The sequence below is a fragment of the Streptomyces sp. 3330 genome (assembly GCF_031456635.1).
In the GTDB taxonomy this organism is placed as follows: domain Bacteria; phylum Actinomycetota; class Actinomycetes; order Streptomycetales; family Streptomycetaceae; genus Streptomyces.
Genome location: NZ_JAVDVA010000004.1, coordinates 218,751 through 229,581, shown reverse-complemented (window position 1 = coordinate 229,581; position 10,831 = coordinate 218,751). Strand labels below are relative to the sequence as shown.

Sequence of the window (10,831 nt, the reverse complement as noted above, 5' to 3'; positions counted from 1 at the left end):
CGGCACCTTGAGGACAGGATCTGACCTCTATCGCTCCTAACGTGGTACTCGATCGCGGAACAGCACCCACGGAAGAAGGCGACCATGAGCAAGCCCACCTCCCCCGACGCGCCCACCGCCGCCCCCGCCGTCGGCGGCGAGCGCGCCGATCTGCTGGAGGCGCTCGGCAAGCAGCGGCACTTCCTGCGCTTCACCACGCGCGACCTCTCGGACGAGCAGGCCGGGCAGCGGACCACCGCGAGCGAACTCTGTCTCGGCGGCCTGATCAAGCACGTCGCCTCGGTCGAACAGGGCTGGGTGGCCTTCATCCTGCAGGGCCCGTCGGCGATGCCCGACTTCACCAGCATGACCGAGGCGGACTTCGCCGCACGGGCCGACGAATTCCGGATGCTGCCCGGCGAGACGCTGTCGGGCGTGCTGAAGGAGTACGAGGAGGTGGCGCGCCGCACCGACGAACTGGTGGTGTCCCTGCCCGACCTGAACGCGGACCACCCGCTGCCGCCCGCGCCGTGGAACGAGCCGGGCGGGCGCTGGTCGGCGCGCCGGGTCCTGCTGCACATCGTCGCGGAGACCGCCCAGCACGCGGGTCACGCGGACATCATCCGCGAGTCCCTGGACGGGGCGAAGAGCATGGGCTGAGCCCCCTGCGCGCAGGGGCTCACCCCACCTCCAGGACATGCGTCTGCCAGGCGTCCAGGGCCACGAACAGACCGGGGTCGGTCAGTTCGCCGCCGTCCCGGTCGTACGTCCGTGAGGTCAGCAGGTCGGTCAGCCGGTGCTCGCGCCCGGGCAGGTCGTCCCAGGGCAGGGGCAGCCGTGCCTGGGCCGGGCGGTCGGAGTGGTTGACGACGACCAGGTGGCGCGCGTCCGCGTGCGTCCAGGTCCAGGCGAGCAGGTCGCGGTGGGTGTCGTCGTCCGGCAGGCCCGTCGGGTCGAGCGGCCGCCATTCGCCGCGGCGGACAGCGGCAGCGGCGGTCAGCAGCCGGTGGTGGAAGGCACGCAGCGGCTCGTCGACCGGCTCCCGCGGTCTGCGCGTGAGGAACACCGGCGGCCGGACCCGGCGCCCCTCGAACTGGCCCTCGTGCCAGAGCGTCGCGCCGGGCAGGGTGGCCACGGTCACGGCTGCCGCCCGCTCCCGCGCGCCGGGCAGGGTGGCGGCCGCCCGTGGTTCGTCGTGGTTCTCGAGGAAGCGGACGAGGCCGCGCTGATGGGCGAGGCCGGCCCGCAGGTGGGCGCGGACGGAGCCGGCGTCCTCGTGCAGGAGACGGTCGTACAGCCGCTTGTCGTAGCAGTGGTCGAACCCCTGCACGAGCAGGGCGTGTTCGAGGTCCCAGTACGTCTCCGCGACGAAGAGGAGGCCGGGGTGGCGCTCGCGGACCCGCGGCAGGACGGACGGCCAGAAGTCCTCGGCGGGCGCCGGTCCGGCCCGCTCGCCCCACGTCTTCGCGAAGACGTCGTTCATCAGCAGCATCGCCATGTCGCAGCGCACGCCGTCCGCCTGGTCGCCGATCGAGACGAGGGTGTCCACGGCCGCCGCGCGCAGCGCGTCGCCGAAGGCGTTCAGCTGGACGACGTCGGGCCAGGGCGGGAAGAACGGATCGCGTCCCCGGGCGAGGATCCGGCCGCCGGACTCGATGAAGTCGCCCGGGGCCCGGGCCAGGTCGTCGGCGGTGCCCCCGATCAACCGGTCGGGGTGCCCGGTGACCCAGGGGTGGTCGGGGGCCACATGGTTGGGGACGAAGTCGAGGAGCAGCCGCAGTCCGCGGTCGGCCAGCCGGGCCCGGGCCTCGGCCAGTCCCGCCGGTCCGCCGAACGAGGCGTCGACGACGTAGTCCCGTACGCAGTAGGGGGACCCCGCGATGTCGGCCTCGGTGACGTCGGGCAGCGCGGCGCGCAGCGACGCCCGCAGGGCCTCGTCGCGCAGCGCGATCCGCAGCCCGGCCGGGCTGCGTTCCCAGACGCCCATCAGCCAGACGGTGTCGACGCCGGGCAGGGCGATCTCGTCCCAGGCCTCGCCCGGCACGTCCCCCAGCGTGACCCGGCGCCCGTACCGGCCGCTCAACTCATCCAGCCAGACAACCGTGTTGATCTCGTAGAGCACCGTCATGACAGAGGCTCCTCCCGGTCGCCGTCGCTCGTGGGCCGCAGCGACTCACGGCCGCCGCGGTGCCACTCGTCGGCGGTGAGCGTGTGGAACAGCGTTGTGGTAGCCGCCACCAGGCCCGTCCAGCCGGTCTGGTGGGAGGCGCCGAGGCCCGCTCCGTTGTCGCCGTGGAAGTACTCGTAGAAGAGGATCAGGTCCTTCCAGTGCGGGTCCTTGGCGAACTGGGGCTGCGCGCCGTGCACCGGGCGGTGGCCGTCGGCGTCCGGCGGGATGGCGGGTTGTCGAGGTGGAAGTAGTACTCCTTCACGTCCTCGCCGTGGTTGCCCTCGGTGTTGGTGAGCCCGAACATCCGCTCCTTGAGGATCGGGTCGCGGCCGTTCCACAGGGCCAGGGCGAGGCACAGCCGCTGCTTGTCGTCGCTGACGCCGGCGATGCCGTCCTCGCCCCAGCGACAGGCGCGGCTGCGGGCCTGGTCATGGGTGAAGTGCGACCAGGCGTCGCCGTCGGCGCTGTAGTCCTCGCGGACCGTGCCCCACTGCCGCTCGCTCAGATACGGCCCCCAGCGCCGCCAGGGCGCCGCACCCTCGTCGGCCTCCGCCAGCCGCCGCCGTTCGGCGTCCGCCGTGCCGTCGCCGTCCGTCATCGCCGTCCTCCTCGCCACCGCCCGCCGCCTGGCTCCACCCTCGGGCGTCCGGCAGGGGGCCGCAATGACCGGGCGCGCGCACGGTCACGACTTGGGCCGAACGGCTGACGTGCGGCCGGCGGGCCCTGCTCCCCGGCCGGCCCCCGTCGACCTGCGCGAGGGCGCCGACACGGTGACCTTCCGCAACGCCACGGGCGGGCCCCGCGCATCGGCCGCATCGCGCTGGGCCGGGTGTTCCCACCGTCGTAGTCCGGCGCGCGCCGGGGCGCCGGGGTCAGCGGCCCACGCCGATCAGGCCCGTCAGATAGCGCCGCAGCGACGAGCGCTGCCGGACCGCCGGATCGGGCGGTCCGGTCCCGGCCGGTTCCTCGGCCGGGGTCCGCGGGGACGGCGGCTCCGGCGCCGTGGCGAGTTCGTACCGTACGGGCAGCGAGCGCAGTCCCCGCATGAAGGGCGAGGAGCGCCAGGGCAGTTGATCGACGGGAAGGGCGAGGTCCAGGTGGGTGAACCGCTCGAAGAGCCGGTTCACGCCGACCGCCGCGACCGTCGAGGCGAACTCGCGCGCCGGGCACTGACGACGGCCCGCGCCCCAGGCCAGGTGCGCCCTGGTGCTGACGGTCGCCGACTCGACGTGGTCGGCGAAGAGCGGGTCGGCGTGCGCCGCCGCGGAGGAGACCCACACCGGGTCGCCGGCCCGGATCGTGTAGTTCCCGAGCCGGGTGTCCTCGGCGGCGAAGCGCGGCACGAAGTTCACCAGCGGCGGCTTGCGCATGGCCACCCGGTTCATGCTCTCCCTGACCATCCCGGCGGACAGGCTGGCCCGCGCGCCGCCCTCCCCCGCGATGACCTCGACCACCGTGTTGGAGATGAGGATGCCGACATGGTCGGAGGTCATGCCCAGCAGCATGAACAGCTCGCGGGCGAGCTGGTCGAGCGAGAGTCCGGGATGCGCGGCCAGCAGGTACGAGGGGAAGTCCTCGCCCGGCTTCTCCAGCTTGCCCGCCGCCAGTTCGGCCAGCGCCGCCAGCAGCCTCTCCAGGGCGGGCTCCGCGTCCGGTCCCGCGTCCAGGACCCGCCACATGTCCATCAGCGCGTCGTCGCCCTGCGAACCGGGGAAGCCGAGCAGATGGCTGGCCACCATGAGCGGCAGCGGCCGGGAGAACTGGGCGGACAGATCCGCCCAGCCCGTGCCGCCGGCCTGTCCCACCAGGCTGATCAGTTCGTCGGCGTAGGCGCCGACGGCCGTCTTCAGCCTCTTGGCCTGCGGGTGGCGCGGGTCCTGGAACGGCTTGAGGGCCGCGTCCCACGCCGTCCGCAGCGGCCGGTAGCCGGGGCCGCCCTGGATCAGCACATGGTTGACCTCGAGGGACGGTCCGAGCGGCCAGTCGGCCGGCACCCTGCCCTCCGAGCGGGCCCGCCACTTCTCCAGTCCCTTGGGCCATCCGGCGTCGTCCTGGAGCACTTCGAGCGACTCGCGGTAGCCGAGGACCAGCCAGGCGGGCACCCCCAGCAGGTCCACCGGCGCGACCGGACCGTGCTGCTGCCTGAGCCGCTCGTACACGAGCGAGGGGCGCGTCTCGTAGTCCCGGGTCAGCAGCGGTTGCGGAGTCATCGTCTCCAGCCGCGCGCCGTCGAGGTCCACGGATCTGCCGTCGCCCACCTGCGATTCCATCGCTCTGCCGCCCTCCGACACTCCCCGTACCGGCGCGTCGTCGATCGGTGGCCGGAACCGGTGGGACCCTATCCCAGGCCCCGCCCGCGGAGAAGGACGGGGGCGGCGCGACGGACGACCCCGGGGCCGCAGCCCACCGGCGCGGCGGTGTCCCGACTCGGGCGGGCGACGGCGTGGCCGACCAACTCCGGTGCGGCGCCCGGCCTCCGAGGTCCTTGTCACGCCAGGACGAACCCGCGCCCCCGAGGACTCGACGCACGCGAACAGAGAGGGGATCCCTCGGGTTCGCCGCGCATCGCTGCCGTACACCGTCGGGTTCAGCGCCACCGGTCACCCCATCTGCGAGAACGGCGGCGACGATCGGCGCCGCCGTGGCGCGTTCAGGCGTCCGTGACGTTCACGGTGACGGGCGTGCCGATCTCGATGGTGCGGCTGACGGTGCACAGCCGGTCGTGGGAGACCGCGACCGCACGGGGCAGGATCGTGCGGGCCCGGTCACCCGGGGCGCCGTCGGGGAAGCTGACGGTGAAGGTGACCGCGAGGTCGGTCATCCGGTTGCCGAAGTCGTCGCCGACCTTCTGGCCGGTCACGGTGACGGTGAACGCGTCGGGCTCGGCGTGCCGGCCGGTGGCGACGTCGACGTCGGCGGCGGAGCAGCCGCCGATCGCCGCGAGCAGGAGTTCCACCGGGGTGAAGTGGGTGCCGCCGTCGGAACCGGAGCCGGTGCCGAAGTCGATGGTGCCGCCGCGGACGTTCGTCGCGGTGAACCGGCCGGCGCCGGTCCGCTCGATGGTGACGAGGCGCTGGGAGTCTTCGCTCATGCCGACGACACTAGTGCCGCGCCACCGGCACGCCACGCGGACCGAACGCCGTCCCGGTGCTGTCCCGCCCAGCCGGGTGGCGACGGCGTCCCGGGTCGTGGCCGCGCATCCCGCACGGCTCAGGACGACCGGCGGCCCGGCTCGCCACGTTGCCGGGAGCGCCCCTGCGCACCCGCGGCGCAGAGCGAAGGTCAGCCGTGCGCTCGCACGCGGACGCCGCGATCCGGTCCTCCGGTCGGACGGCGGCGCGGTGCGGGCCCGCCCGGGATCGACCGTCCGGCCGTGGGTCAGGCGCCCCGGCGAACCCGGGCGGCCGCGCGGGCCTCGGCGGCCTTGCGGGCTTCGGCGGCCTTGCGGGACTCACCGCCGCGGCCGGGCCGCCCCGGGCGGGTGCCCATGCCGCGGAAGGGCGCGCCGCCGCGCGCCGGACGCTCGGCGGGGACGGTCCCGCTGCCTCCGACGGGCACGCCGGAGGGGGCCTGGGCGCCGGTGATGCGGCTCAGCTCGGCCTCACCGGAGCGGACCGGCGTGATCTGCGCCCGGATGCCCGCTTCGGTCAGCAGCCGGGCCATGTCGCGGCGCTGGCCGTGCGTGACCAGCGTGACGACGCTGCCGGACTCGCCGGCGCGTGCCGTACGGCCGCCGCGGTGCAGGTAGTCCTTGTGGTCCGCGGGCGGGTCGACGTTGACGACGAGGTCGAGGTCGTCGATGTGGATGCCGCGGGCCGCGACGTTGGTCGCCACCAGCACCGTGACGCGGCCGTCCTTGAACCGGGCCAGGGTGTGGTTGCGCTGGGGCTGCGACTTGCCGCCGTGCAGCGCGGCGGCCCTGACACCGCTGCCCAGCAGGTGCCGGGTGAACTGGTCCACGGCGTGCTTGGTGTCCAGGAACATGAGCACGCGCCCTTCGCGGGCGGCGATCTCGGTGGCGGTGGCGTACTTGTCGGCGCCGTGCACCTGGAGGACGTGATGCTCCATCGTGGTGACCGCGGCCGCCGACGGGTCGACCGAATGGACCACCGGGTCATGGAGGTAGCGGCGGACCAGGAGGTCGATGTTGCTGTCGAGCGTGGCCGAGAACAGCATGCGCTGGCCGTCGGGGCGCACCTGGTCGAGCAGTTCGGTGACCTGCGGCATGAAGCCCATGTCGGCCATCTGGTCGGCCTCGTCCAGAACGGTGATGTCCACCCGGTCCAGGCGGCAGTCCTTGCGCTCGACGAGATCCATGAGGCGGCCCGGAGTCGCGACCACCACGTCGGCCCCGGCCCGCAGCGCGCCGGCCTGCCTGCCGATCGGCATGCCGCCGACCACGGTGGCCAGGCGCAGCTTCAGCAGCCCGGCGTACGGGGTGAGCGCCTCGCTGACCTGCTGGGCGAGCTCGCGGGTGGGCACGAGGACCAGGGCCAGCGGCTTCCGCGGCTCCGCGCGCCGGCCGGCCGTCCGCACCAGCAGCGCGAGGCCGAAGGCGAGCGTCTTGCCCGAGCCGGTGCGTCCGCGGCCCAGGACGTCGCGGCCCGCGAGCGAGTTCGGCAGCGTGGCGGCCTGGATCGGGAACGGCTCGTCGAGGCCGTGCCCGGCGAGCATCTCCAGCAACTCGGCGGGCATGTCCAGTTCGCCGAAGGTCGCGACGGCCGGAAGTGCGGGGGTGACGGTGACCGGGAGCGCGAACTCGGAACGGTCATTCGTGCGAGCTGAACGGTTCAACGGAGAACCTTCCTCGAGGGGCACGCATCGAGGAATTCCCGGCAGCAGCGACGATGAGCCGGATGAATTGCAAGCACGAGCCGAAAATGAGACTGAAAGAATTCCATGAGAATCTTCGGAATCCTGCAAAAGCAGCAAGCTGGGGCCCGCACCACGAGGTGCGGACCCCAGCTGCCTCATACGCTTTCGCGTCAGGCGGGCGTGATGTTCTCCGCCTGCGGGCCCTTCTGGCCCTGCGTGACGTCGAAGTTCACCTTCTGGCCTTCCTGAAGCTCACGGAAGCCCTGGGTGGCGATGTTCGAGTAGTGAGCGAAAACGTCGGGGCCGCCGCCGTCCTGCTCGATGAAACCGAATCCCTTTTCCGAGTTGAACCACTTGACGGTGCCAGTAGCCATGTCACATCTCCTTCGGGGCAGTGCCCAGAGTCCACACCGTGTGGACCCATGCGTTGCCACAATGAACCCCGTCCGGATAAGCACCGGAGATACAAAAATGCCCGGCGACAGACTGTCGCCGAGGCACTTGAAGTTTCGGGAACCACAACTGCAACTAGCTTGAAGCCTAGCACGGTACATACAACCGCACTACCTTTCGCCCACGCGACCCCGGATCGGGCGCGCAAGCCTGTACGAAGTCAAATACACGCGAAAGGTTAATTTTCAGATTACACAAGGTGCGCCCCAGGAGAACTCGACCACGGCTCGGGCGCGAGCCCGCGGTCGGGCCGGCCGGTGAGCACGGCCGTGACCACCTCGGTGCGGGACCGCAGCCCGGTGCGGGCGAACAGCCGGGACAGCCGGTTGGCCACCGCGTCCTCGCTGAGCCGCAGCACCGTGGCGATCTGGCGGTTGGTGAGCCCCTCGGCGATCAGCGTCGCCAGCAGCCGCTCGTTCTCGGCGGTGGCCCGGGCGCGTCCCGGGACGGTGATGCCGGCCTCCCGCATGGCCGCCCTGGTCCGGAAGCGCGACAGCGCCGAACCGGTTGTCCCGAACAGTTCGTACGCCTCGTGCAGCAGCGCGGGCGGCCCCGCGCCCGCCTCGGCCGCGGCGACGAGGGCGACGGCCGTCTCGAACGGCTGGCTGCGCGAGCGCGCCAGGTCGACCGCCTCCCACAGGGCGTCCCGTGCCGCGCCGGGTGACTCCCGCCGCAGCACGCGGGCCGACGCGAGCAGAAACGTCAGCCTCGTCCGTCCGCCGCCCGTCCGGTCGCGGATCCGTTCCAGGCGCTCCAGGCAGGTCACGGCCTCGGCGGTGTGGCCCGTCTCCGCGTACACCTCGGCGAGCGCGGCCCACAGCTCGTCGACGCCGGCGACGTGTCCGTGGGCGTCCGCCGCGTCCAGGCCGCGCCGCAGCGTCTTCTCGGCCCCGTCCGGATCGCCGAGGGTCCGCAGCGCCTCGGCCTCGACCGCGTCCAGCGAGTACTCCGGACGGCCCCCCTCGCCCCGGTCGCGCGCACTGTCGACGAGGCGGCGGGCGCTGGTGACGCGGCCCCGGGCGAGGAGAACGGCCGCGGTGCGGGCGGGGACCAGGCAGCTGTCCGCCGCGGGCGTGTGGATCCGGTCGTTCGCCAGCATCCAGCGGGCCGGCTCCAGCGCCTCGTCCCAGCGGCCCTGCAGATGCCGCCAGAGGAACACGCTGTGCGGCTGCAGCGTCTCGGGGTTCAGTCCCTGGGCGGCCAGCAGGTCTTCCGCCGCCCGCAGGTCCCGGCCGCTGAGCAGCTCGTCGAACATGGTGGTGGCGAGCGCGTACACGTGCTCGGCGCCGAGGTGCGGGGCCTCGGAGAGGTCCAGTGCGCGTCGGAACCGCTCCGGACGGCCCAGCACCAGCTCCGCCACGGCCCGGAAGTAGCCGGGCTTCACCCGGCCCCGGACGTCGGTGGCCCACACCTGTTCCGTCCGGGCCAGCAGGTCCAGCGCCTCCTGCCACCTCGCCAGCCCGCACAGGGCGAGCGCCCGCCCGGTCACCGGTACCAGGGCGGGCAGCCGCAGTTCGTCCCACCACTGCGCAGTGGCCAGCCGGGAGAGCGCCCGCCAGTCCGCGTCGTGGGCGGTCGCCGCCGTGAACAGGTTCGCGGTGTCCTGCAGCGCGACGGGGCCGAGGACGTCGGCCAGGTTGCGCAGGATCGACTCGGCGATGGTCCGCGTGGTCCGGTAGTCCCCCGCCTGGTAGGCGGCCTTGGCGTACCGCTGAAGGGCCGGGACGCGGTCCGCGGGCCGCTCGACGAGGTTGCCGACGGCCCGGCGCCACCGGAGCACTCCCCTGCCCTCGGCGTCGGGGCGCAGCCGCTCGGCGGCGGCCGTCAGCTCCGTCACCGCGCGATCGCGGTCGACCAGGTGTCCGGCGTCCGCGACCCGGTCCGCCAGGTAGGCCACCGCGTCCGCCTCGTCGGGCAGCCCCGGCACCGCCGGCGCCGCCCCGTCCGCGCCGCCCGCCTCGTCCCGGTCGGCCCACAGGGCCTCCACCGCCGTGGCGGACAGCCTGCTGCGTTCCAGCGGCCCCAGCCGCTCGCGGAGGGTGTGCGCCGTCAACGCGACGGCGAACGCCCAGCCGCCCGCCCCGTCGCCGTCCGGCCCGGGCACGACGTCGACGATCTCCGCGTCGGCCAGTTCACGGATCCCGTCGGCGACCGCCCCGGACGACAGTCCGCTCGACCTCGCGATCAGCTCCGCGGCCCGCCCGCCGAGCGGCCACAGGACGCTCAGCGCCCCGGCCACCGCGCGGCCCGGCCCGCTCAGCGTGTCCAGCGCTCCGACGAACCGGTCGCCGTCCGGCAGCACCGGCGTCGGGGTCCGCGTCCCGATGAAGGCGTGGCCGTCGGCGACCCTGATCGCCCCGTCCCGCGTCCACGCGGTGAGCAGGGCGTCGATCGCGCCGGGGACCCCGTGCGTCAGCTCCCGCACCCGCCGGGACAGTCCGCTGTCGGGTGTCGCCCGCAACCGCCGTGCCACCACCGCGGTCGTCTCCGCCGGCCCGAGCCGGGACAGCACGACGGTGTGCGCCCACGGCACGTCTCCCCGCCGGTCCGGGACTCCGGCGGCACCGTGCCGCGAGGGCCTCCGGCCCGGGTCGTCCGGGGTGCTCCGGTTCGCGGACGTCGCCCGGTCCCCGTCCCGGCCGAGGGCGCCGCGGTCACCGCGTCCCGCCGCGGACGCCAGCAGCCGGACCGGGGACGGCACGCGCGCGAAGTCGCCCCCGCGGAGCACCGCCAGCGAATCGGCGTCGGCGAGGTGAAGGTCGTCCACCGCCACGACGACGGGCGTGGACCGCGCCGCAACGGCGCACAGCAGGCCGGCCATCGCGGTCCCGTCGCGCCGCTCGGCCGCCTGCAGCGCCTCGCCGGCCGGCTTCGCCGCGCGCCGGTGCGGCGGGCCGGAGAGGTGCTCCTCCAACGCCATGATCAGCCGCAGCGCGAGCAGCAGCGGCCGTGCGTCGTCGCCCGGCACGCAGCCCAGCGCGAGCACGGGTGTCCCTTCGGCGCGCAGCCGTTCGCCGAGTGCGTGCAGGAACGCGCTGCGCCCGGCTCCTCGTTCGCCCCGGACGAGCACCGTGCGCGGCCCTGCCGGATCCCCGAGCCGGTCCCGGACCTCGTCCGACTCCCGCTCGCGGCCGACCGGGCACCCGGTCGCGCGGTCGAGACTCGCGGCCGTGCCCCCGTGGACCAGCCAGGGGCCTTCGGACGGAGCAGTCATGGTCCACCGCGTTCTCTTCGACGACATGGGCGAGGCGCGGCGCCGGACCCGACCGCGTCGAGCGGCTCCCGCGGCCCCGCGGCCGGGCTGTCAACACCGCGCACCATTATGGCCATTTCCGTATAATCATGTTCCGTCGGGCGGTGGGCTCCGAAAGCACCGCGCCGCGAACGTTCCTGCTCCGGGCGGCCGTTCACACG

General features: G+C 73.9%; 8 protein-coding genes and 1 pseudogene. 1 reads left to right on the top strand and 8 read right to left on the bottom strand.

Features of this window, described 5'->3' with window-relative positions; translation table 11 throughout:
• Positions 1-84 precede the first annotated feature (84 nt).
• Entirely contained in the window at positions 85-639 is a 555-nt protein-coding gene (locus J2X68_RS09060) for a DinB family protein (RefSeq protein ID WP_310431945.1), read from the top strand.
• 19 nt (positions 640-658) lie between these two features.
• Here the strand turns inward: J2X68_RS09060 and J2X68_RS09055 are convergent, their stop codons facing one another.
• The 8 genes and pseudogenes from J2X68_RS09055 to J2X68_RS09020 form a co-directional block, all read right to left on the bottom strand.
• Entirely contained in the window at positions 659-2,107 is a 1,449-nt protein-coding gene (locus J2X68_RS09055) for an alpha-amylase family glycosyl hydrolase (RefSeq protein ID WP_310431944.1), read from the bottom strand.
• Positions 2,104-2,346, bottom strand: a complete 243-nt coding sequence (locus J2X68_RS09050) for a hypothetical protein (RefSeq protein ID WP_310431943.1) — start codon at positions 2,344-2,346, stop codon at positions 2,104-2,106. Before J2X68_RS09050 ends, J2X68_RS09055 begins: the two co-directional genes overlap by 4 nt.
• 26 nt (positions 2,347-2,372) lie before the next feature.
• A pseudogene (locus J2X68_RS09045) lies at positions 2,373-2,747 on the bottom strand (glucosidase); the annotation flags it as partial.
• Positions 2,748-3,021: 274 nt separating this feature from the next.
• Positions 3,022-4,419, bottom strand: coding sequence for a cytochrome P450 (locus J2X68_RS09040; RefSeq protein ID WP_310431942.1), 1,398 nt, complete (start codon positions 4,417-4,419; stop codon positions 3,022-3,024).
• A gap of 380 nt (positions 4,420-4,799) precedes the next feature.
• Positions 4,800-5,240: an OsmC family protein gene (locus tag J2X68_RS09035; RefSeq protein WP_310431941.1), complete on the bottom strand. Its 441-nt coding sequence runs from the start codon at positions 5,238-5,240 to the stop codon at positions 4,800-4,802.
• Positions 5,241-5,527: 287 nt separating this feature from the next.
• Entirely contained in the window at positions 5,528-6,943 is a 1,416-nt protein-coding gene (locus tag J2X68_RS09030; protein ID WP_310431940.1) for a DEAD/DEAH box helicase, read from the bottom strand.
• Positions 6,944-7,134: 191 nt separating this feature from the next.
• Positions 7,135-7,338, bottom strand: coding sequence for a cold-shock protein (locus J2X68_RS09025; protein WP_020125862.1), 204 nt, complete (start codon positions 7,336-7,338; stop codon positions 7,135-7,137).
• 269 nt (positions 7,339-7,607) lie between these two features.
• Complete coding sequence (locus tag J2X68_RS09020; protein WP_310431939.1) at positions 7,608-10,631, bottom strand: AAA family ATPase; 3,024 nt, start codon at positions 10,629-10,631, stop codon at positions 7,608-7,610.
• Positions 10,632-10,831: the final 200 nt, after the last annotated feature.

Coding starts and splice junctions, on each gene's coding strand:
- J2X68_RS09020 (WP_310431939.1), bottom strand. CDS start 10,631: ATGACTGCTCCGTCCGAAGGCCCCTGGCTGGTCCACGGGGGCACGGCC.
- J2X68_RS09040 (WP_310431942.1), bottom strand. CDS start 4,419: ATGGAATCGCAGGTGGGCGACGGCAGATCCGTGGACCTCGACGGCGCG.
- J2X68_RS09035 (WP_310431941.1), bottom strand. CDS start 5,240: ATGAGCGAAGACTCCCAGCGCCTCGTCACCATCGAGCGGACCGGCGCC.
- J2X68_RS09060 (WP_310431945.1), top strand. CDS start 85: ATGAGCAAGCCCACCTCCCCCGACGCGCCCACCGCCGCCCCCGCCGTC.
- J2X68_RS09025 (WP_020125862.1), bottom strand. CDS start 7,338: ATGGCTACTGGCACCGTCAAGTGGTTCAACTCGGAAAAGGGATTCGGT.
- J2X68_RS09055 (WP_310431944.1), bottom strand. CDS start 2,107: ATGACGGTGCTCTACGAGATCAACACGGTTGTCTGGCTGGATGAGTTG.